Origin of the sequence: Gluconobacter kondonii (genome assembly GCF_002723995.1) — a bacterium.
GTDB lineage: Bacteria > Pseudomonadota > Alphaproteobacteria > Acetobacterales > Acetobacteraceae > Gluconobacter > Gluconobacter kondonii.
Genome location: NZ_BEWP01000018.1, coordinates 13,158 through 35,446 on the forward strand (window position 1 = coordinate 13,158; position 22,289 = coordinate 35,446).

19 protein-coding genes are annotated in these 22,289 nt (G+C 55.9%); 7 read left to right on the plus strand and 12 right to left on the minus strand.

All coding sequences use genetic code 11. The features are described 5' to 3' along the window. Positions 1-27: 27 nt before the first annotated feature. From GKO01_RS13420 to GKO01_RS13435, 4 genes are read right to left on the minus strand one after another with little or no spacing between them, the layout of a single operon-like run. The gene (locus GKO01_RS13420; RefSeq protein WP_306417133.1) at positions 28-666 is read right to left on the minus strand and encodes a PqiC family protein; all 639 of its coding nucleotides are present in this window, start codon (positions 664-666) and stop codon (positions 28-30) included. After that, positions 663-1,622: an MlaD family protein gene (locus GKO01_RS13425; protein WP_099287468.1), complete on the minus strand. Its 960-nt coding sequence runs from the start codon at positions 1,620-1,622 to the stop codon at positions 663-665. Before GKO01_RS13425 ends, GKO01_RS13420 begins: the two co-directional genes overlap by 4 nt. Next, entirely contained in the window at positions 1,622-2,392 is a 771-nt protein-coding gene (locus GKO01_RS13430) for an ABC transporter ATP-binding protein (RefSeq protein WP_099287469.1), read from the minus strand. Before GKO01_RS13430 ends, GKO01_RS13425 begins: the two co-directional genes overlap by 1 nt. Positions 2,393-2,397: 5 nt before the next feature. Beyond that, the gene (locus tag GKO01_RS13435) at positions 2,398-3,558 is read right to left on the minus strand and encodes an MlaE family ABC transporter permease (RefSeq protein WP_099287470.1); all 1,161 of its coding nucleotides are present in this window, start codon (positions 3,556-3,558) and stop codon (positions 2,398-2,400) included. Between the two features lie 301 nt (positions 3,559-3,859). Between GKO01_RS13435 and GKO01_RS13440 the strand changes: the two genes are divergently transcribed. Further along, positions 3,860-4,786: a glycosyltransferase family 2 protein gene (locus GKO01_RS13440; RefSeq protein ID WP_099287471.1), complete on the plus strand. Its 927-nt coding sequence runs from the start codon at positions 3,860-3,862 to the stop codon at positions 4,784-4,786. A gap of 42 nt (positions 4,787-4,828) precedes the next feature. On the opposite strand, the gene GKO01_RS13445 is transcribed toward GKO01_RS13440, so the two are convergent. Continuing rightward, positions 4,829-6,967, minus strand: a complete 2,139-nt coding sequence (locus GKO01_RS13445) for a DUF6311 domain-containing protein (protein WP_167383493.1) — start codon at positions 6,965-6,967, stop codon at positions 4,829-4,831. Positions 6,968-7,083: 116 nt separating this feature from the next. Between GKO01_RS13445 and GKO01_RS13450 the strand changes: the two genes are divergently transcribed. Beyond that, the gene (locus tag GKO01_RS13450; protein WP_174694300.1) at positions 7,084-8,268 is read left to right on the plus strand and encodes a serine hydrolase domain-containing protein; all 1,185 of its coding nucleotides are present in this window, start codon (positions 7,084-7,086) and stop codon (positions 8,266-8,268) included. Here GKO01_RS13450 and GKO01_RS13455 read toward each other — a convergent pair. The 4 genes from GKO01_RS13455 to GKO01_RS13470 form a co-directional block, all read right to left on the minus strand. Continuing rightward, entirely contained in the window at positions 8,252-8,884 is a 633-nt protein-coding gene (locus tag GKO01_RS13455) for a hypothetical protein (RefSeq protein ID WP_099287473.1), read from the minus strand. The two genes, GKO01_RS13450 and GKO01_RS13455, sit on opposite strands and share 17 nt — an antisense overlap. Then, positions 8,881-9,630, minus strand: a complete 750-nt coding sequence (locus GKO01_RS13460; RefSeq protein ID WP_099287474.1) for a C1 family peptidase — start codon at positions 9,628-9,630, stop codon at positions 8,881-8,883. Before GKO01_RS13460 ends, GKO01_RS13455 begins: the two co-directional genes overlap by 4 nt. Before the next feature lie 84 nt (positions 9,631-9,714). After that, a complete protein-coding gene (locus GKO01_RS13465; RefSeq protein ID WP_099287475.1) occupies positions 9,715-10,218 on the minus strand; it encodes a hypothetical protein in 504 nt (167 codons plus the stop codon). A gap of 66 nt (positions 10,219-10,284) precedes the next feature. Continuing rightward, on the minus strand, positions 10,285-10,620 hold the full coding sequence (locus GKO01_RS13470) for a hypothetical protein (protein ID WP_099287476.1): 336 nt from the start codon (positions 10,618-10,620) through the stop codon (positions 10,285-10,287). 214 nt (positions 10,621-10,834) lie between these two features. On the opposite strand from GKO01_RS13470, the gene GKO01_RS13475 reads away from it, so the two are divergent. The 3 genes from GKO01_RS13475 to GKO01_RS13485 all read left to right on the plus strand — a co-directional run bounded on the left by GKO01_RS13475 (position 10,835) and on the right by GKO01_RS13485 (position 16,295). Beyond that, complete coding sequence (locus GKO01_RS13475; protein ID WP_099287490.1) at positions 10,835-12,961, plus strand: M3 family metallopeptidase; 2,127 nt, start codon at positions 10,835-10,837, stop codon at positions 12,959-12,961. A gap of 71 nt (positions 12,962-13,032) precedes the next feature. Beyond that, on the plus strand, positions 13,033-14,592 hold the full coding sequence (locus GKO01_RS16350) for a hypothetical protein (protein WP_244901472.1): 1,560 nt from the start codon (positions 13,033-13,035) through the stop codon (positions 14,590-14,592). Between the two features lie 14 nt (positions 14,593-14,606). Beyond that, positions 14,607-16,295, plus strand: coding sequence for a M28 family metallopeptidase (locus GKO01_RS13485; protein ID WP_099287477.1), 1,689 nt, complete (start codon positions 14,607-14,609; stop codon positions 16,293-16,295). A 19-nt stretch (positions 16,296-16,314) separates the two neighbouring features. On the opposite strand, the gene GKO01_RS13490 is transcribed toward GKO01_RS13485, so the two are convergent. After that, positions 16,315-17,226 carry a LysR family transcriptional regulator gene (locus GKO01_RS13490; protein ID WP_099287478.1) on the minus strand — a complete coding sequence of 304 codons (912 nt, stop codon included), beginning with the start codon at positions 17,224-17,226 and terminating at the stop codon, positions 16,315-16,317. Between the two features lie 106 nt (positions 17,227-17,332). Here GKO01_RS13490 and GKO01_RS13495 point away from each other — a divergent pair, with 106 nt between their 5' ends. Both GKO01_RS13495 and GKO01_RS13500 read left to right on the plus strand, forming a co-directional pair. Further along, on the plus strand, positions 17,333-18,145 hold the full coding sequence (locus GKO01_RS13495; protein ID WP_244901473.1) for a DODA-type extradiol aromatic ring-opening family dioxygenase: 813 nt from the start codon (positions 17,333-17,335) through the stop codon (positions 18,143-18,145). Positions 18,146-18,182: 37 nt separating this feature from the next. Then, positions 18,183-18,794 carry a YceI family protein gene (locus tag GKO01_RS13500; RefSeq protein ID WP_099287493.1) on the plus strand — a complete coding sequence of 204 codons (612 nt, stop codon included), beginning with the start codon at positions 18,183-18,185 and terminating at the stop codon, positions 18,792-18,794. Positions 18,795-18,847: 53 nt separating this feature from the next. On the opposite strand, the gene GKO01_RS13505 is transcribed toward GKO01_RS13500, so the two are convergent. Continuing rightward, the gene (locus tag GKO01_RS13505; RefSeq protein ID WP_099287479.1) at positions 18,848-20,140 is read right to left on the minus strand and encodes an MFS transporter; all 1,293 of its coding nucleotides are present in this window, start codon (positions 20,138-20,140) and stop codon (positions 18,848-18,850) included. Between the two features lie 73 nt (positions 20,141-20,213). Continuing rightward, a complete protein-coding gene (locus tag GKO01_RS13510; RefSeq protein ID WP_244901474.1) occupies positions 20,214-22,037 on the minus strand; it encodes a hypothetical protein in 1,824 nt (607 codons plus the stop codon). Between the last annotated feature and the right edge of the window lie 252 nt (positions 22,038-22,289).

Below are 22,289 nucleotides of genomic sequence, written 5' to 3' on the forward strand. Positions count from 1 at the left end.
GTTCGCCGTCTGAGTGAAAGGGGGCTTTCAGGGATGAGGAATTGTGCTGTCGATCCGGGAGGCAAGCTGTTCCACGAGGTCACGCGTCAGGGCGACTTTGCCGGCATCCGTCGTCACGGAGCCTTGTGCCGTGAAAGAGCCTCGGCTGCGCATGATGGCACGATGTGTGTCCGAGGGGACCAGCGCCCAATCGGCCTGCAGGGCCCCTTGGCCGCTACTGTCGAGATCCAGCCGGTTGATGTTGACGGCAAGCCGGAGTGCCGGGGTTTCGGCCAGTGGTTGTGTGGTCACGATATAATGGGGCCAGTCCTGTCCCAAGCGGGCCGCCAGAAGGTCTGTCACGCCTTGCGACAGGCGGCTTCCCCAGCGTCCGTTAGGGCTGCGATCAAGCTGATCCCCATGGCGGGTCATGATGTCCTGATTGTCCAGATAATCCGGTAGTGCGACGCGTGCGACGTTCAGGACCGGGGCTGTAGCAGGAAGGGTCGTGTTGCTGGTCTGGGCAATGGCCGGTGCGCCAAGTGTATAGAACTGCACCGGCGGAGCGGCACAGCCCGACAATAGGGCGACGGTCAGAAGGGCGAACGGTGCCGCAGATCGTGTCATGAGCCGTGTCACGGGAATGGTCTCCAGAGAAATCGTGGGAAGACGGTTGGTGCGGTTCACTGCCGGCGTCCCGTGAGCAGGAGTTGTGGGTTATGTTCGACATCTGTGGCGAACCCGCGCAGGGCCGAGGCAGCCGCTGCGATATCGCGCAGACTGGCTTCGAGATTGGTCCGGTCTGCGGAGCGCGGGGAGGTCATATTTTCCAGATTGGCGAGACTTTTTGTGGCCTGCTGCACTGCTTCATTGCTGCTCTGGAGGACCGCGCGCAGTTCACGCCCGCGCGCATCAAGCTGCGTCGTTCCCTCATTGGCCAGACGGTCCACGCTCAGAAGCGTGCGCGTTATGGCAGGCTCGAACTCTGTGATGGCCTTGCGGGTCGCATCAACCATGTCGCGGCTGTGGTCCGAGGTTTCGTGGATGCTTTGGATTAGGGCAGGCAGATCTTTGTCGAGCTTATCCGAAAGCTGACGAACCGAGGCCAGAGTGGCGTCGGCATTCTCGCCGATCTGTTTCAGGGGCAGGTCCTGAAGGCTCTGTGTCATGGCGGCTATGGTGGACTGTTTGGTCGGAATTTCCGTGATGCGGGCGATGTCGGGATGAAAAACCGCAGGCGTTGACGGAGAGAAATCCAGATCGATTTCGGATGTGCCCGTCACGAAGCTCTTGAGATTCATCTCGCCGCGCAGCCCCTGCTTGATAAGCTCTTGCAGGTTGGGAAGGCGGCGGGTGCTGTTGGTCAGGATGATGTCGTCTGGTCGCATCGTGACATAGACCGGGATGTAGGCGTCTTTCGTGGCGGGGTTGTATTCAATGACGACGCGGTCCACCGCACCGACCTGAACGCCACGGAATGTGACGGGAGAGCCCACGGCCAGACCCGACGAAGCGCCATGAAACACCAGAACGGCTTTCGTCGTCCGGGCGAAAGGGTGGAAATTGCCGAACAGGACGAACGCTGCAACGAGCAGACCTGTCCCCCCAAGGACGAAAGCACCGACAAGAGCCTGCCTGTTCATCACGTATTTCCTTCTTCGTCGTCGCGTTCGCGGTGCATGAAGGCATGCACCTGTGGGTCCGTACAGGTGTCGCGCAGATCTCTGGGGGAGCCGTGTGCGATGGGAATTTTGGTTTTGGCATCGAGAAAGATGCCGTCATCGGCGATATGGAACAGGCTCGACAACTCATGGCTAACGATGACGATCGTGGCACCAAGACCGTCCCGCAGGTTCAGGATCAGGTCGTCGAGGCGAGCGGATGTGATCGGATCGAGACCGGCGGAGGGTTCATCGAAAAACAGGATGTCCGGATCGAGGGCGAGGGCACGGGCCAGACCGGCGCGCTTGCGCATACCGCCGCTGATTTCCGAAGGATAAAGATCAATCGCCTGTAACATGCCGACAAAACCCAGCTTGAGTTCCACGAGGCGACGGATGACGGGCGGTTTGAGATCCGTGAACATCTGTAAAGGCAGCGCGATGTTCTCGCCGATGGTCATGGAACTCCATAAGGCGCCGCTTTGGAACAGAACGCCGAAGCGGTGGTTCAGATCGGTGCGATGGGCGTCGGTGCCAGCCCAATAGTTCTCGTTGCCGACATGGTATTCGCCGACAGAAGGGCGCAGGAGGCCGATCATGCTTTTGAGCAGCGTGCTTTTGCCGCAACCTGAACCGCCCATGACGGCAAAGATGCTACCTTTGCGCACATCAAGCGAGATGTTCTTCTGGATGATCTTCGGACCGAAGGAGAGTGTGACGTCGCGCAGGGACAGGACGGTCTGGTCAGGCATGTCGGTCAGATCCCCAGAACATCTGCAATGACGGCGAAGATTGCATCAATGGCGATGACACCGACAATGCCAACGACGACGGCGCGGGTAGCAGCAATACCGACATCCGCAGCCGAACGCCCGGCTTTGAGGCCAATGCGGCAGCTTGTCAGGCCGATGAAGGCACCGAAAACGATACTTTTGACGAAACCGAAGATGAACTGGCCGATTCCGAAAGATGTGACCGTCTGATGGAAGTAGCCTGCTGCCGTGATGTCGAGCATCGAAATGGAGACGACGAAGCCGCCCAGCATCCCGATAAGACATCCGTACAGGTAGAGGAACGGCATCGTGATGATGAGGGACAGGACAGCGGGCAGGATCAGATAGGTCGAGGGTTGAATGCCAAAAACATTCAGTGCATCGATTTCTTCGTTACCCTGCATGGTGGAAATGCGCGCGGCATAGGCACCGCCCGTGCGCCCGGCCATGATGATGGCGGTCATGACGGCGGCCATTTCACGCACCATCGCAATTCCGACCAGACTGGCAACGTAAACTCCTGCCGCGAATTTCTGGAGTTCAACGGCTCCGACAAATGCCAGAATTGCACCAATCAGGAAATTGACGATTCCCACGATCAGCAGGGCATTGGGGCCTGCATCGCAGGTGTTGGCCAGAAGATCGCTGAGACGCATCCGACTGCGCCTCAAGATGGTCTGAACGGCCCCTTTGGCTGTCAGTGCCGCGAGTTCGGAGACAACGCCCACTTCCGTCATTGAAGCAATCGAATGGCGGCCAACGGCTTCGAGAAAAGGAGTACGGGGAGCTTTGTGATGAACAGGGTCGTCAGGGGCTTCAGGCAGCAGTTCCAGAAGCTGACGCATCGGGCCGGGCAGTGTCTGCATGTCGAGACTGATGCCCGCGTCGTGAGCGACGCGTTTGAGATCCCACAGGAAAGCGATCAGCCCTGTGTCCCACGCCTGAACGCCGGAGGTCTGGAAAGACAGATGTCCTCCCGGAGTTTTTGGCAGTCCGTCTTTTGGAAAGACCGGAATTGCGCCGGTCTTGGCCTGCCATATTCCGCTCAGAACCATCAAAGTGGCGTTCTGTTCATCTTCAAGACGCCATTGTGGGGTGCTATCAGATGCGTTGGAACTCGGTCCTGTATTGGTCTTGTCTGTCATGGACTCTGCATTTCCGGTCCTAACATTTCCTGATTCTATAAAAGAATGGAAAGGCTGGCTGGAGGTAACATTTGAAAAAAACGGCGCTTGATGACGGGCTACAACGGCAAGGTAAGGCATCGGGCCACCTTGGAATAGTACCTTATCGATTGCAGGAGAAAGATCAATACTCCTGTTAAGCCACAACCATTAAGTGTATTTTTTTGGTTATTTCTATGTTTTGAGGGAAGTGAAACCTGCATGTTGTCAGGATGTTTCTGATAGAATCAGATATTCACGATTTGGAACCCTAAGACCTGTTATGGCCAGCAAGCTTTCCCTGATTGTTCCTTTTTATAATGAAGAGGCCGCTATCGGTCACTTTGTGAAGAATATTCTGCCTGTTATCGACGGTATTCCTGAGACGGATTGGGAGATTGTCTGTGTAGATGATGGCAGCAGTGACGGCACATTGCTGGAACTGGTCAGATTGGCGGAATCTGACCGGCGCTTCCGAGTTTTTGAATTATCACGAAATTTTGGGAAAGAAGCGGCGCTGACAGCCGGGCTTGATGCAGCGACGGGAGATGCCGTTATCATCATTGACGCTGATCTTCAGGACCCGCCTGAAGTTATCCCCCAAATGGTGCAGGCCTGGCGTGAGGGGGCTGAAGTCGTTTTGGGTAAGCGGATTGATCGTTCCAGCGATAGTGTCCTGAAGCGCAAGACGGCATCGTGGTTCTACAGTTTGCATAACCGACTCGCCCATATCCGGATTCCAGAAAATGTGGGGGATTTCCGTCTGATGGATCGGTGTGTGGTCGAAGCTTTGGGCAGGCTTCCTGAACGGCAACGGTTTATGAAGGGTCTGTTTGCTTGGGTCGGTTTTCGGACGGTCACTATCGACTACGTCCGCGCACCCAGAGCTGCGGGAATAACGAAATTCTCGGGTTATTCGTTATGGAATTTTGCTCTTGAGGGTTTCACCAGCTTTTCTTCGGTTCCTATTCGCTTGTGGACTTATCTGGGAACAATTGGTGCATTTCTCGCTATTCTTTACGCAATTTTCATCGTGTTCCGTACGCTATTCTGGGGTAATTCCGTGCCAGGATATGCGTCGCTGTTCGTGGCGATCATCTTTTTCAGCAGTGTTCAGATCATTAGTATCGGGATGCTAGGGGAGTATATCGGCCGCATATACATGGAGACGAAGCAGCGGCCGATCTATGTTCTCCGCCGGAAATATTAAGCAGACGTACCGGGCATGACCATGCCCGGTGCTCCCAGGTTTTTAATCCATTTTGGTGATCTTGAGACTGAGGAGTGCAAGCCCGAGAAGGCGTGGGTCCTGTCCGATCCGAACCGGGTTGCTAATCTGTAATTTCAGGCTTGCAGCCTGCATGTCTGGAGGGAGGGAGAATGTGGCCTGATAATCGGCATCCTCGGGTTTTACGTCCCATTCGGTAATCTGCGTGCCGTTCAGGAGAACCCGGACGTGCTGGGGCGTACTGGGCGTGGAGTGCATTCGTAGTACGAGACCTGCTTTGTGAATGCCGACGGGTAGATTGAAATAAAGGCTGGCTTCAGGCGCCTCGCTCCATACACCCCAGTCTTCAGGATTAGACCATCCACTTTCGAGAATTTCGTCATGTTTGAATTGTCGGCCAGCTGTGACGATCTCCTGATCGATCGGCAGGACGGGTGGGGGAGGCGGGGAGGCGAGCCCTGCCGGAAGAGGCACATCCGCTGCGACGCAGAAGGTGGCTTTGTCCCTGACCCCGCATTGTGCATGCTGCATGCTGTTCCAGCGCAGCGCGTGGAGGCGCTGCGATGTGCCGGTCAGGATCACAAGGGTCTGCTGATCCAACGGGTGAGGCTGTTCTGCTGAAGGCTGGCAGGCAGATGCTGACGTTTTCCTGGCTGTATACATCGTATTAACTGACGCATTCTTGAGCGCGGCAATATACAGAAACCGCATGATATAGGGTGAATCAACGCCATCGCATTCCAGGCGGGGGTGGATCTCGATCTTGTCAAAAGGCTGCATCAGCGAAAAAAGCTGTTTGCTCTCGATAGACGGTGGCGCAAGGAGGTCGAGTTCAGTTTGATGGTCGCTGGAGCGGATATCGCGAGTGTCCTGCCATTGAAGTGCTATCCCTGCCAGCAGAACGAGGGGCCAGACCCGGGGCCATGCCCGGCAAAGACCGTAAATGCCGCCGAGCATCATCAGATAGGCAACTGGCCAGAACATTCGTCCTGAAGACCGCATCTGTTCTGCGCCTGGCACTCTGAAATGCGTTAATAAAACCGGAACATGCAAAAAATAGATGCGGTTTGACGCCGCGATGAGCGTCAACGCCAGACAGGCCAGAAGCAGGCCAGCATGCTGTTTCGGAAGTTGTTTGAGAAGTCTAATACCCGGACGGCTCAGCAGGAGCATTCCAAGGACCAGCAATACGCCAGCGCCAAGATATTGATATCCCTCATACTGACCGCCCGTCGCTTCTACGAGACTGGGGGAAACGGAAGGAAAAAGAGTGGAGTGGACTGGCCAGAACGGAGAGGCGAGGTTCATGGAGTAGAACCCGTAGCCGCCGCCGCTTGCGCCACCCCAGTATCCCAAGACTGATCCCAGAACGACGATGCTCACTCCAGATGTGGCTGTGGCGATTATGGCCGGTGCGCAGATTTTCCAGTTTCTGTCCCGCAGCACGAGTGTCAGCGGGGCGGCGCCGAGAATGGCACCGGTCATGACCATCAGATAAGGATGAACCAGAAGCGTCAAAGAGTTCAGGAGCGCCAAAAGCCAGACTGGCCCAGAACCTGCACCTGGTCGTGTAGCTCTGAAATAGAGGCCGATCGCCAGAAGTAAAATCCACTGTCCGCACAGGGCAGCGTGGCCAATTCTGAAAATAAAAGCTGGAAAAAAGGCGGCGAAAACTGCGGCCGCAAGCGCAGGGAGGAGACGTTTTTCGCCCAAAGATCGTAGCGCAAACACCGCGCAGACTGGTTGGAGTGTCCAGCATAGGGCAAGATAGAGAACAATTCCCTGAAGCATATTCGGAAAGACTGGATGAGCGATTTTCAGAAGGAGCGCTTCCAGAGGAATACTGTCCGTGAGAGCAATATTGGTGCCGGAAGGAACATCCAGCTTCTGGTCCAGAAGAAGCGGCCAGTGCCATCCTTGTCGTAAGAAATAGATCTGCCCAATAATATGCTGAATAAAATCTTCCCGCCCGGTTTGAACATTGCTGGGAAGTTTTCCGCCGATCAACGCAAATGGGAAGCATTGCAACGCCTGAAAAAGGCCAAACACTAATGACAGCGTGTAAACTATGAACCTGTTTGTGGATGGCTTCAGGGTCAGGCGCTTTTCAGACAAATGACGATACTCGCGTTGAAGGGTTATTCCAGGACCGAGTGGCGTCATACAGGAGAAGTTTTTTCAAAACCATGACTGATGGTGTTTTGCTGGCCATTCTGTTGCGTGTCCGAAAAAACCGGCTACTCTTCAAACGCAGGATCAGAGAAGGGAAAAGCAGGGATATGTCAGACAGGCGCGTCAAAAACGATTGCGTTCCTTTGAAGCGCCGGCATGTTCTTCTGGGCGGTGCAATGATCTGTTTTAGTCAGATCGTGGCCTGTGCGCGGCCGGTACGGTCTTTCGATGCGGTAGACGATCTGGTGCGTGATGCCGTCGGAAAAGGAGAAGCGCCGGGCGCGGTTGTCGTCATCGGACATGATGGAAAGATCGTGCATCGGCTCGTGTATGGGAAACGCGCCATTGTCCCTGTTTCAGAACCTCTGAGCTGGAACACGCATTTCGATATGGCGTCTCTGACCAAACCCACCATGACGGCACTCTCGGTGATGCAGTTTGTCGAGCAGGGCAGGGTGGCTCTTGATGACCGGATCAGCCAGTATTTTCCGGAATTTGCGTGTAACGGTAAAGGTGACATCACCATCCGTCTGCTGCTGACTCATTATTCCGGTCTGCCGCCCGATGTGCCCCTGAATGATCCATGGACAGGCAAGGTGGAGGGCGTCAGGCGTGCCATGATGTCTCCGCTGGTCAACCCGCCCGGCGAGAAATTTGTTTATAGTGACATCAACTATGTCATGCTCGGACTTCTGGTTGAAAAGCTGAGTGGATTGCCTCTCGACCAGTATGTGCGCCTCAATATCCTTGAACCTCTGGGGATGACGGAGTCCGGCTACCTTCCGCCCTCCAGCCTAAGACCTCTCATTGCTCCTACGCAGTATGACGAACAGGGTGTCATGCTGCGTGGCGTGGTGCATGATCCGACAGCTCGCAGGATGGGAGGAGTGGCCGGGCATGCCGGACTATTTTCGGACCCGCAGGATATGTCAATTTACGCACAGGCGCTTCTGGACCGGCTGAAAGGACGTCCCAGTTGTTTTCCGCTGCGGCAGGAAACGCTCTTACTCATGACCACGCCGCAGCAGCCTCCCGGGAAAACGGATCTGAGGGGGCTGGGTTGGGATATCAACACCCATTATTCTTCCCCGCGTGGCGACGTGTTTTCCCGGCATTCTTTTGGTCATACCGGTTTTACCGGCACATCATTATGGATCGATCCGGACAGTGACAGCTATGTCCTGATCCTGACAAACAGGGTTCATCCTTCAGGAGGTCACAGCGTCGTAAAACTGCGCCATGATGTTGCTACGGAGGCGGGAAGAGCCCTTGGCCTTACTGCTCCTGTTTAAAGGTTCCCACAAAAGGATGGGTCGGGCCTTCAGGGCATGTGCCAGAAAACTGCTCAATCAGCTTTTGCACATGCCTGGCCAGTGCGTCCCGGTTGTTTGTGATCCGTTGTCCTTCAGTCTCGCGGAGACCATCGCTCTGAGCGAGAAGAGCACCAGCGTAATCTACTTCCCGTGCCATCTCTGCATCTGGCAGCGCTGAAAGCGGGACGAACTGGACGGGCAAAGTCAATGTCTGAGCTTTTGTATGGCTTGCATCCGCCTGAAGGGCGAAAACTGGCATCGTGCTGGAGTATCCAACCGAGAAGCTGCCCGAGGACGTGAAACTTCCAGACAGCGACAGCACTACCGGACCGGAAATCATGGCCACAACCGGGTCTGGGCCATGCTGGTTGCATTGCAGTGTTTGAACATTTCTGTCGAAAGCGGCTTCCTGTCCTGTCGTCCAGTCCTGAACATTCGATGTGCTGACGACGCCTGTTTTCGTCAGATCCACTTGGATACCGGAGAGGGCCTCACTGATCGTTACGGGAGAGAGCGATCCTGCCGCGCAGCCGCTCAGCAGCGCCGTCGTCATCATGGAAAGGCCGAAATACGCTATGCGTATGGTGCTCTTCATAGCCCTCTCACTTCCGCAAGAAGGGTATCGAACGTCTCTCCATTTGGGGATGTGCCGGGAATGCTGACCCAGTTCTGGCGCGACAGCAGGCCATAGGCTTCGTCAGCGATTTTCGTGAATGTGTCCCATGGCATGAAGGTCCGGGTCCCCCATGTATTGAAGAAAAGCCCTTTAGGATCATAGCCGACAAGCGCAATGGCATGCCCACCCACAGGGGTTTTGTTGGAAATGGCGTTCCAGTCCCATGTTGTTCCCAAGGGGAGATCCATGAAGCCCTGCGGAACCTGAACGCCTGCGAGCACGCCACCCAGATAGCAGATGCCGCGCCGGATGCTGTCGCAATCCTGTGGGTCGATCGTGCCATAGGCTGTCAGGTAGTCCAGTGTCTGGCCCGGACGATGAAGCCCCTCGCGCAGCCAGAAATTCAGTTCGTCCAGCAGCACCGTTCCGTTGTCTCGCGCGCCTGTCTGTGGATCGAAACCGGTGACGGCTGCGTAGTTGTTCAGCACCATGCTTGTGGGCATCACAACGAGCGCCTGCGCGGCGTTGGTCCATGTTGCTGTCAGGGCCGCCTGTGCTGCGAAGGCGCAGCAGCCATACCTGTCATTGCCCCACATCTGGTAGGGAACCCCGGCAGACCAGTCCTTCTGCGTGGGAACGCCCGGGAGACGTGAGGCCAGCATGGGGGCCAGACGATAGGTGCGTGGATCATGTCTGGGAGTGCGTTTGCCAAGGCATCGGGACATAAAGAAACTCCGGCAGGGAACGGGACCATGGGGAAGGAGCGGTTCAGGCGAACCGCTCCCATATTGATGTCGATGGATTGAGGCTCAGACGCCCTGATAGATCCGGGCGCGGATCAGTTCCGGCGTTTCCGTCTGCGCGGCGAAGGGAGCCGCTGTCACGCCTGCAAGGGCTTCGATCAACGGGATCATTGCAGCCACTGTGGACATGTAACCGGCTGTTGACGGGGAGTAGACCTTCACGATCGGCGTGGCGATGGCCAGCAATGTCTGCAAATCCGTTCCGAGGCTTTTGGCCCAGTCTTTTCCGGTCGCGACTGTAATCGTACCGTTTGAATTGGCCGCGACCTGTGCCGAGACGCTCTTGATCTGGGCGATCAGGTTGTCGAACTGTGCCTTGTCTTTCTCGGACAGATGGCTCTCCAGTTCTGGAATGCTTTCGATTGCCTGAACCGCATAAGCAATTGCTGCTGCATCGCTGCTCAGGGCCGCAGTGTTGAACGAGGCCGTGTTTGCGGTTGTGGTGCAGGCGCTCATGGAAACGAGAAGAACAGTGCCAAGGCTCAGGGCAATCAGGCGGCTACGCATCATTAAATTCTCCACATATAAAAAAAGCCGCCTAAAAGGCGGCTACAATCAATGAAAAACTTCGAAAAATTATTCAGCAGGTTTAGGAGTTCCGCCAGTTTTTGGATGTGTCGAGGCCATATCCAGTCCGAGCTTTGCAGCCTCATCCGCACGTGATGATCCGACCGGCACCATGATGGCCTTTGCGCCCGGCTGATATGCGCTGGTATTCCATCCCTTGGCCTGTGCCAAGGCACTCACAAGACGGAAAAAAGGTAGAAGTTTCGAGGTGCTGGAGGGCGGTTTCCAGAAGCGGACAGCCAATGCGGCTGCAGCGATCAGGAAGGTTATGATTGAAACGATATCGCCCGCATATTTAGCGGGCAGATAGGGCAGGATTGTCTGGAACAGTGATGTCCAGTCCATTGTTGTCTCCGGCTATAAAAATACCGCCCCGAAGGCGGCTGTGCCAACACACCCTCCCGGTCTAGGGAGGGGTGTTTGCGCGCACCAAGGAGAAAATGGCGTCAAGTGCCAAGTGACTGGTTTTGCGTCTTTTCCAACGGAGAGCCCTCGTGTTTGACGAGCTGCTGTGAACGCCATACGGTTCGACACCATCACGAATGTCACAGGCGATTTCATGGCTTTCAATTTCAGGCTCGCCGCAGTTGCTGCGGTTTCGGCTTTCTCTCTTTCTGCTGAAGCCCATGTGGCTGCGACGAACCCGTTTTTCTCGGCAAGTACGTTGCCTTTTCAGGCGCCCCGCTTCGACCAGATCAAGGACAGTGACTACGCTCCGGCGTTTGAACGCGGCATGGCCGAGCATCTGCGTGAGATCAATGCGATTGCCAATAATCGCGCAGCCCCGACTTTCGACAACACGATTGTTGCGATGGAGAGGGCCGGGCAGACGCTCAACCGCGTGCAGATGACGTTCTATGGCGTCTATCAGGCCAATACGAACGACGCGCTGGACAAGGTGCAGAGCGTGGAAGCCCCGCGTCTGACGGCTCATGAAGATGAAGTCTATCTCAACGCCAAGCTCTTTGCGCGTGTGAAATCGCTTTATGATCGTCGGGAAAAGCTGACACTGACGCCCGAACAGGCGCAGCTCCTCGATATCTATTACCAGCAGTTTGTGCATGCTGGAGCGCAGCTTTCTGCGGCTGACAAGACGAAGCTGCGGGCAATCAACACGCGGCTGTCCAATCTCGAAACGCAGTATGAGCAGAAGCTGATTGCGAGCGCCAAGGCCGGTGCGCTGGTCGTGGATAACGAGAAAGCGCTGGCGGGTATGGATGCCAATGCGATCGCGTCCGCTGCCAAGGCTGCGCAGGAGCGCAAACTCACCGATAAGTGGGTGATCCCGCTCCAGAACACGACACAGCAGCCTGATCTCTCATCTCTGACTGACCGTGATACCCGAAAGGCCCTGTTCGACCAGAGTTGGACGCGGGCGGAAAAGGGGGATGAGAACGACACCCGCGCCACGATTGCTGAACTGGCACAACTGCGCGCGCAGAAAGCCGCGCTTTTCGGTTATCCGAATTTCGCTGCCTATACTCTGTATGACCAGATGGCCAAGACGCCGGAAGCTGCTGAGAATTTCATGCAGCAGCTTGTCCCGGCCACGGCTGCGGAACAGAAGCGTGAAGCGGCAGTCCTTCAGGAAACCATTCGTAAGGACGGTGGCAAGTTCGACCTGAAACCCTGGGACTGGGAATATTATTCCGGTCAGGTGCGTCGTGCGAAATACAATCTCGATCAGGATGAAATCAAACCGTATTTCGAACTCAAGACGGTGCTGACGGATGGCGTGTTTTTCGCAGCCAATCAGCTCTACGGCATTACGTTCAAGCAGCGGACGGACATTCCTGTCTATCATCCGGATGTCATGGTGTTTGAAGTCCATGACAAGGATGGATCACCGCTGGGTCTGATGTATTTCGACTACTTCAAGCGCGACAATAAGTCTGGTGGTGCATGGATGTCGAACTTCGTTGGGCAGTCGAAGCTGCTGGGAACGAAGCCGGTCATTTATAACGTTGCCAACTTCACCAAGGCCGCTCCGGGTCAGCCACAACTCATCACATCCGATGATGTGACGACCATGTTCCACGAATTCGGCCACGCCCTGCATGGACTGTTTGCGGATCAGACTTATCCGTCCCTTTCAGGCACCAACGTTGCACGGGATTTCGTGGAGTTTCCATCTCAGTTCAACGAGAACTGGGCCCTGGACCCGAAAGTCCTGTCGCACTACGCGCGTCACTACAAGACTGGCGCTCCGATGCCAGCAGCATTGGTTGAGAAAATCCGTAAGGCCGCACATTTCAATCAGGGCTATGCGCTGGGTGAGATCGTCGCTGCCGCCGAACTGGACATGAAGTGGCACAGCCTGCCTGCTTCAGCTCCGCGTCAGGATGTGGACAAGTTTGAAGGCGCGGCGCTGGATGGTATGGGGCTGGATGTTGCAGTTGTTCCGCCACGTTATCGTTCCAGCGATTTTCTGCATATCTGGTCGAATGGCTATTCTGCGGGATATTATGCCTATCTGTGGACGGAAATGCTGGATCAGGACGCATTTGCCTGGTTCCAGGATCATGGAGGTCTGACGCGCGAAAACGGACAGCGCTTCCGCGATATGATCCTTTCGAAGGGACATACGATGGATTACGGTCCGATGTTCAAGGCCTTCTATGGCAAGGACCCTGACATCACTCCAATGCTTGTTCATCGCGGTCTTGTGTCCGAACCTGGCAAGTAATCGCAGTCGGGAAGAAAATCATGGTTTTCTTCCCGATTTCTTATACGTAACGTAGGAATAAGCGATCTTACATGCGCAGAATGAACGCTCTTTCGTCTTGCGCTCCGCTTCTCGCGCTGCTGGCTGTTCTGTATTTCAGCCTGAAAACTTTCTATGGTCTTGGTACGCCTCCTTTTGGAGATGAGTCCGGACATATCCTGGGTGGTCTGGCCATAGCAAAAGGTGATGTCCTGTATCGGGACTATATTGACGCCCACGGCCCCCTGATTTTTATTCTGTCATGGTGCGTCGGTTTGTTTGCTGACTTCCACCACGCCTATCTGATGCGTCTTGTTCCGATCGTCTGTACGATAGGAACCGCTGTCGCAGTATTCTGCTCTCCCATACTTCAGAAAAACTCTGCGCGCTATCTTGCGGTTGGTATGTGGCTCACTGCGATGGGGGCCCAATGGACACTCCAGGCCTTCAACATGGACAGTTACTGGACTGTTGGCGGAGATCTGCTTGGGGGCGTGATAGCGCTTGTGATCCTCCCTCTGTTTCTGGGAGCAGATATCGGACGGTGGCAGGCGCGATGCGGAGGGGCCTGTCTCTTCCTTTTGCCGCTAACAGCCTATTCCTTTGCGCCGACTGCTGTTCTGCTGGCTCTGTCTGTTCTGGCCGTCCGTCGCTCCGGATCAGAACGTGTCATTCCGAACCTTCTGGCTGGGGCTGGAGGAGCGCTTGCAGTCTGTCTGATATGGATGGTGTTTTATGGCGATCTGGAAGGAATGATCGCCTATCATTTCGTTGCAAACCAGTTCTATTATGCACCCTACATCGATGTTGGTCTGAAGCCGTTAGTATTAAGTCTCATCCCCTCGCTTCACCATGATGCTCTCGTCCAATCGCTGGCGGCGATCTGTTTTTATTGCGGCAGTATCCTTCTGTTTGCAGCATCTCGCCACCGTCTGGCTGTCATGTTGCTTTTGGGTGCAATACTCATGACGCAGGTCCGGGGTGCGATCGGCTTTCAGGATGGGGCATTCGTTATGGGAGCCCTGACGCTTTGCGTTCTGATGCTGGTGTGGGTCACGCAGTCGCGCGAGATCGTGGGGATTCTGGTTGCAGGGCTCTTCTGCATCATGTTTGTTCTGGGCTTGCGGCAGGCAACGTCCTCGCCTTACGAGATGAGCCGTGAACAACAGCGACAGGTCGGGTTTCATCCTACTCGTGAGAATACGGATGTCGGATTTGTCAAAGTCATTCAGAAATACTCCACACCTCAGGAACGTATTCTGGTTATTCCGTATAATCCGGATGTTTATATTTATGCTGGTCGTCTTTCCATGAAGAAGTATCATGAATATCTTCCGTGGGAAGCAGACTATGCCCGCCATCCCTGGTTTGGATATGAGCGCGATTTATGTGTCGATCTTCCAAATGACCGTCCTCCCGTCATATATTTTGACGATTACCGCGTCTGGGGACGGTGGAGCGCAGCGGATTACATGTCCTGCGTTCTGAAAATTCTCGCACGCGACTATCAGCGCGATCCGGTTGAAAAAAGTGTCTATGTCCGTCGCGACCGACTGGATCGTGACGCCGCCAAAGCCCTAAACCCAGCCTTAAAACTCCAAAATATCCATTGAAAGTATCGTCTGTCATGAAGCAGAAAACGTCTTCCCGCCACATTCTCTTTCTTGCCACCGCGCTGACGGTCGGTCTGCTGAAGCCCGTTGCGGGATATGCGGACCCTTCAGCAGATATCAGTCCGTCGCGGATGTCAGAAGCAATGAAGGTTCTGTCTTCGGACCGGTTTGAAGGCCGTGCTCCGGGAACGGAAGGGGAGAAGGTCACGGTTCCCTGGCTGATCGAACAATACAAGGCGCTGGGGCTTGAGCCTGCGGGAGAAAACGGCGGATGGACGCAGGATGTTCCCATGTTTCGGACCAGAACCGGTGCGACAGGATCTGTTCTTGCCCGGACTGGCGGCAAAACGCTTCCGCTGGTTCAGCTGAAGGATATCTATCTCTCAACGCTGCTGCCCGAGGAGCGGCTTGCCGTTAGAAACGCTCCAATGGTCTTTGTCGGTTACGGTGTCCATGCGCCGGAACGCCACTGGGATGATTTCAAGGGTGTGGATCTCAAGGGCAAGGTCGCGATTTTCCTCGTAAACGACCCTGATTTCGATGCCGCTCCCGGAGAGCCCGTTGCCGGACGTTTCGGTGGAAAGACCATGACGTATTACGGGCGCTGGACCTATAAATACGAGGAAGCCGCCCGTCGTGGTGCCGTTGCGGCCCTGATCGTTCATGACACGGCTGGCGCGTCCTATCCGTGGAGCACCGTGGTCGCGCCGGGCGGTGAAGCCTATGACGTGGAGCATTCGGCGAGCGAAAGCCGTCCCGTACCCGTTCAGGGCTGGCTTGAGGGGAAAGCCGCAGATGCACTCTTCCAGCAGGCGGGGCTGGATCTTGCAGCGCTCCGCATCAGGGCACGTTCGGAGGATTTCCGACCGGTTACTCTGAAGCACACGACATTCTCGGCCGATCTTCCGGTTACGGTTGACCGCCTCAAGAGTCAGAACGTACTCGCGAAGATCACGGGTGCGAAATATCCGGATGAGACGGTCATGTTCGGCGCGCACTGGGATGCTTACGGCAAGAGCACGGATGCCCAAGGCAACACGGTCATTCGGCGTGGTGCGATTGACGATGGCTCCGGCATTGCGGCGCTGTTTGAAATCGCCCGCGCCTTCAAGGCAGGTCCGAAACCCGATCGGACGGTCCGTTTTGCAGCCTGGACGGGCGAGGAGCGGGGTCTTCTGGGATCAGGCTGGTATGTGGCGCATCCGCTGGCCCCTCTGGACAAGACGGCAGCCAACCTGACGATGGATGTGCTTCAGATGGCCGGCCCTGCACATAATGCCTTCATTATCGGGGCAGGGCAGAACACGTTGCAGGATCAGTTCGCTGCTGCTGCGACTCTTCAGGGGCGCAAGACACAGCCGGAAGCGATGCCAGAGCGTGGGGCGTTCTATCGTGCCGATCATCTGCCGTTCGCGCGCGCGGGTGTACCGGTTCTTGCGGTGATGGACATGGCCGGGAAGTTCGATCTGCTGAAAGGCGGGACGGAGGCCGGCGGGAAATGGCTGACGGCTTACATGGCCTGCTACCATCAGGCCTGCGACGCCTGGAGCCCAGACTGGGATGTCAGGGGCGCTGCGCAGGACGTCTGGGCCGTCTGGAAAGTCGGACATGACGTGGCGTTTTCGCATGACTGGCCGCAGTGGAATGCCGGTTCGGAATTCGCTGCGATCCGTCAGAAAACCGCGCCTTCGACTGTTCACTAACCCGTCTTTGCCGGTTCCGTCAGAGTGTCCAGGGCGGGACCGGCCCATACTGTTCCACCAGAAAGTCAATCATCGCCCGGATCTTGAGCGGGACATGGGGGGTGGGGGCATACACTGCGTGTAGTTCCGGCCCTGTCATCGTGGGCACGTCCAGTGACAGGGGCACCAGCCTGCCGGATTTCAGTTCTTCCGAAACGATAAAGAGCGGCTGATAGATGATCCCCTGTCCCGCAACGGCGGCTTCTCGCAGGATATCGCCATTATTGGCGCTCATCGGCCCGCTGACTATGACAGTCCGTTCGCCTACGGGGCCGAAGCTCCAGCGGGTTGCGCCAATCTCCTGGCCCAGTGTGTAGCCCAGACACTGATGGTTTTGAAGTTCGGCGACGGTATGAGGTGTGCCATGTCGTTCGAGATAAGATGGGGAGGCACAGACCACGAAATCTATCTGAGCCAGCGGACGCGAGCGTAATGCACTTGGCGGCATTCGCCCGATACGAAGGGTCAGGTCCCATCCTTCCGTGATCGGATCAATCCTGCGGTCATCAAGCCCAAGTTCGACCGTGACGAGGGGGTGACGCCGGCTGAATTGCGGCATGATCGAGCCGACATGCCGGATCGCGAACGAGACCGGGGCATTCAGACGTAGAATGCCCCGCGGCTCCTGATTTTCGGCCGAGACTTCCTGCTCCATCTCTTCAAGATCCGTGAGGATCTTCTGCGCGCGGATCAGCAGCAGACGTCCCGGTTCTGTCAGGGAAAGTCTGCGGGTGCTGCGATGAAACAGCGAGATGCCAAGCCGACTTTCCAGAGCGGCGATGTGTTTCGTGACCATCGTCTGCGACAGGCCGAGCGCGCGGGCAGCTCCGGAAAAGCTTCCCTGAGCCACAACCTTTGCAAACACCTGCATGCTGGTGAAACGATCGAGCATTTATCTCACACTCCTGGTGTCAGATCATTTTCCAAAACAGGGAATTATTCTTTCCCAGAGAGGGTGGCAACATCCGTTTTGCCGAATGATGAGGGAGGTCGTGAAGATGTCGCAGGAAAATCAGGAGAGCCGACAGCCTGTTCTCTTTCTGCCACATGGCGGTGGTCCATGTTTCTTTATGGAATGGGGAAACACATGGGACCGCATGGCCGCCTATCTTCGCTCTGTCAGTGGAACGCTTCCCCGTCGTCCGGACGCCATTGTTGTCATGTCCGGGCATTGGGAAACGGATGAAATGCGTGTCGGCTCGGCACCTCATCCGCCACTCATCTACGATTATTACGGTTTTCCTCCTCACACCTATCAGCTTGAATATCCCGTGCCGGGTGCGCCTGATGTCGCAGCAAAGGCGCTTGGTCTTCTGCGCGATGCGGGTGTTGTGTGCGCCACAGACCCCGGACGTGGGCTGGATCATGGAGTGTTCATTCCGTTCATGCTGGCCTTTCCAGATGCCAGTATCCCGGTTGTAGAAATTTCTCTTCCCAGAACGATGGGCGCGGCGGATGTCTTGCAGCTTGGGCAGGTTCTGGAGCCTTTGCGGAGCGAAAATATCCTGCTGGTGGGCACTGGCATGACGTATCACAACATGCGCTATCTGATGCGGCCTGATGCCGTTTCAGATGCCCGGTCCGTTGCGTTTGATAACTGGCTCCAGAGCGCGGTGGAAGCGCCCTCAGACCTTCGCAGAAGTCGTCTTATGGACTGGGAGCGTGCGCCCTTCGCACGGGATTGCCATCCTCAGCCGGAGCACCTCCTGCCGTTGATGTTTGCTGCGGGTGCGGCGGGAACTGATGCAGGGCATCGTGATTATAGCGATGTCATCATGGGAAAAGCCCTGTCCGGTTTCCGGTTCGGCTGACGCCTTTTCCTTCACACATCTGAAAGATCTCAAACTCATGAACACATATTTTCTCAAGAGCGTCGGCGCAGTATTCGCCGCTGCACTTCTGTCTTCCAGCGCTTTCGCTGCCACGCCAGTAAGCGTGCCGTCGGGCGCCTATTCGGTCGAGACCAGCCATACGCAGATCGGATTTTCCGTCCTGCATTTTGGTTTCACCTATTATTCCGGCCAGTTCTCCGGCGTTACGGGAACGCTCCAACTTGATGCGACCCATCCCGATGCCTCACATCTGAACGTGACCATTCCGGTTTCAAGCGTCTCGACCACCAGCACGGTTCTGACGGACGAACTCAAAAACAGCGAGTGGTTCGATGTTGCGAAATATCCGGAGGCAACGTTCGTCTCGACGCAGGTTCGCCAGACAGCTGCGGATGAAGCGCTGGTCACCGGCAACCTGACGCTGCATGGCGTGACGCATCCGGAAGTTCTGCATGTTCATTTCGTAGGAGCAGGCGTCAATCCGATGGACAAAGCTTACACGGTTGGTTTTCAGGCTCAGGCAACGATTCATAGGAGCGATTTTGGGGTGAAGAAATATGTCCCCTATGTCGGCGATGATGTGGCCTTGACGATTGCCGGAGCGTTTGAAAAGACAGCTGCGAAGTAACACACGAAAAACGGCCCATTTCCATGGGCCGTTTTTTCGTCTGTCTGGAACACTCAGGAAGCCTTGCGAACTTTCCAGCCAGTTTCCTTGAGGCAGAAACCCAGAACAATTGCAATTCCGATCCCGATGACCAGCGGCAGGAAAGCCGTATGGAACTGCTCCATCGTCTCGGGCGCCGTTTTGCCCATCAGGGCGGAGACGAGCGGGGACATGATCCCGGTCGTCCCGAAAACAAGAAAGTTCATGACGCCAGCGGCCGTTCCCTTGACCTCTGGAGGATTGACTTCCTTCATCGAAGAGAACGGGATCATGGCGGCACCCGATGCAATTCCCATGATCAGCGCCACGGAATAGTGCGGCAGAACCCCGACCGGGACATAAAGCGCACAGAGCGACGCCGCCAGCAGAACCACCGCACCGCCGATCAGAACAGGTTTGCGACGACCGATCTTGTCCGAAATCCAGCCCAAAAGCGGGCAGCCGATGACCCATCCAATGGGAACCATCGAGACGTCCGTGGCTGCGAAACCCATCGTCGTATGCTCGCCCTTGCTGAGCATCAGAGCGCCCCAGCCCAGTGCGCCGATCGTTGTTGGTACGAACAGCAGACCGCCAGCCAGTCCTGCGATCCAGCTCTGCGGGTTGGAGAAGATAATTTTGAACGGACGCAGCAGGTTAGAAGCGGATATGTCGCCATGATGGTGATCGCTGTCTCCCGTATCGCGCGGCATGACAAAAAAGACGGCAACAGCCAGCAGAAGGCCGATAGCGCCGAAGCCCAGCCAGACGGACTGCCAGGGAATATGGAACGAGCCGTGCGGATCAATCAGGATACGGGTCGGCTTGGAGCCAAATGCGGCTCCTGCCATGCCCATGCACTGGGTTAAACCTACGAAAAGCGCCAGTGTCCGGGCTGGAAGATAACGCGCGGCAACGTAAGAAGCCCCCACGAAAGCACAGATCGCACCAATACCCTGAATGATGTAACCGCTAATCCCGGCGACGAGACTGCCCTGACCGAAGATCAGGCACCCGACGCCGGTTACGGCAATGAACATCGGCATGATTGCGTGCGCGCCATACCGGTCCAGCAGCACACCAACGGCCAACGCCATCAGCGCGTAGACAATGTAATAGGACGCGATCATGAGGCCGAGATGGCTGTTGCCCCAGGCCTGCGTGAGTTCATCCTGCATGATCCCGGGAGCGGAGCGAATGGCATACTGATAGAAATAGAACAGCGCGCACAGAAACCATGATAGCACATAGAGTGGCTGAAGTTTCTGTGGTTGCGCCGGTGACGGGTTCAGAGGCTGGGAGGCCGCCTGAGGTGATGTGCCAGACATGAAATTCTCCAGTATGTCATGGATGGTCAGTCAGACCGGACAGCGTGAGCGTGATAGGAATATTCGCCAGATATTATTGCTGGAATGGGTAATACCGGAACGTCACATAGACTGTATGTCCATAGGTCGTGGGATCGACAGCATGGCCTGCGCCATCATTGCCCTTGAACGCGAACTTCCGGATATAGGTGTACTGGAGCCCTCCCATGACGCTGCCATAATGGCCGTCCAGAAAATGCCACCAACCGCCTGTCGTGAAAGCGGCAAGCGTTTTTGTCTGAGCGGAGCATGTTCCGAATTCGTATTCACACCCGGACAGGTTCAGATCTGTTGCGCCATAGCCGTGCTGAAGCCCGTCCGCGCCCAGATAAGTGCGGCGTCCGGCAGTCTCTACGCCTCCATAGGTGTAGAGCAGAACAGAACGCGCCGGATGGCCTACAAGGCCCAGAGAACCCATGATTTCCGGTACAGGACTGGGGTTTCCGTTTTTGTCGAATGTCGTGTCGGGGAGGAGGGTTGGTCCGTAACGTCCCACGCCCTGACCGGCCAAGACGTTACCAGTCAGTTGTAGTTTATCCGTTCCGAGCGGTACAGTCATGCCAGCTCCCACACCCCCGCCGAACTGGGTGCTTTTATGGGTATGGTTCTCGCCCGGGGGCTGGATCAGGCCTCGGAACCATCGACCTAAGCCAAAAACTTCGTAATGTCCGAAAGACGTATCAACAGCTGCTTTGAGAACGATGTCAGGTGCTGGATTGTAGCTGTACTGCGTATTGGGATTCAGCAATACGCCACCTGCATTGGAGTAAAAGACACGCGGTCCGGCCAGACGACCATAGCTTGCGGGAAGCGTGCCACCTGAACTAAGGGAGTCTGAAAAAGCTACCGTTGCTTGAGGGTCCTCGACAGACAATGCCAGCCAGTATTTTTGAGCCCAGTCTTTGGCGATCCGGACCTGTGGGACGCGTGTGAAGGTAATTCCGGGGATCTGGTTGTTATCCGTCACGGCAGGGAGCTGTTCCTGACGGGGAATGACACCCTTGGCATAGTTGGTCGTCAGACTCCATGCCTGTCCCATAAGGACATGCAGCCCCCAGTCCTTCTCAGTGAATGTGAAGTACCCCTGACGCAAACGAGGTGTATAACCATTGATCTGCACGCTGTTGGTTGTGCCACCGGAGCCACCAAAATCGGCTTCAACATACGCTTGAAGACGCACAGATTTGGTTGGGTTTGCTTCCAAAAGGGTGGAGAATCGCGTGAGCTGGGCCGAGAAACGTTCTTCGCTCAGTCCGTGATTGGGGCTGTTGGCATAGGGAAAGCCGTTCCATGCCGTCGCAGGCCCGCTGGTCAGGTTTGAACTCCGCCAGATGTTGGAGAAATCAATGAACCCACCGAGGCGAACGGTCAGATTACCGATCTGGAAAACAGGTGGAAGATGGTCCACTTCGGTCTGCGTAATCGCGAGAGGGCTTGAGGAAGTCAGGTCAATGGATGTCCTATGGGCTTCGTTATGCTGGGTTCCCAACCACTGGAATAACGGCGGCGGTGTTTGGTGAGTGGCGGTGGGGGCCGGGGGGGAAGTCGCCGGTATGCTGGCTTGAGGGAGGCCAGCCGTCGAGATTGGCATAACTCCAGTTGGGTGAGGTGAAAGAGCCTCCCCGATGTGGGGTGTTTCGAATCCCGCTGTTGTTTTACGGGGCGCGAAAGCTGCTTTCGTGGCGCGAGGATGCGTTGTTTGTGAAGAGGTTTTGGTGTGTCGACGCTCCTCAATAGCCTGCAACCGACCTTCCAGCATACGCATTTCGGCTTTGATGGCGGCCAGTTCCTGGTCGTCAGAACTTTGGGCAAATGCCGTCGTAGGGCCCGTGATGAAAATGACGGCACTCAATAGCAGTCTGCATCGTCTGGGCAGATGTTGCCCCGCGATCTTCAGGCCACCACCAAAAGGAGACACATTTTATCCTTTCCGCAAATGCAGGCATATCTAACGCCCGCCTCTTGCAAGGGTTATCGGCTGATACACCCGCAAAGGATACTTACGCGGTCGTGGAAGTTTAAATATTGATCTGGGTCAATATGTTTGAATTTTTGCGGGATGAAGTCTGTTTTTTAACCGTATTATTTCTAGAGGCGACCTGTGCCGAAA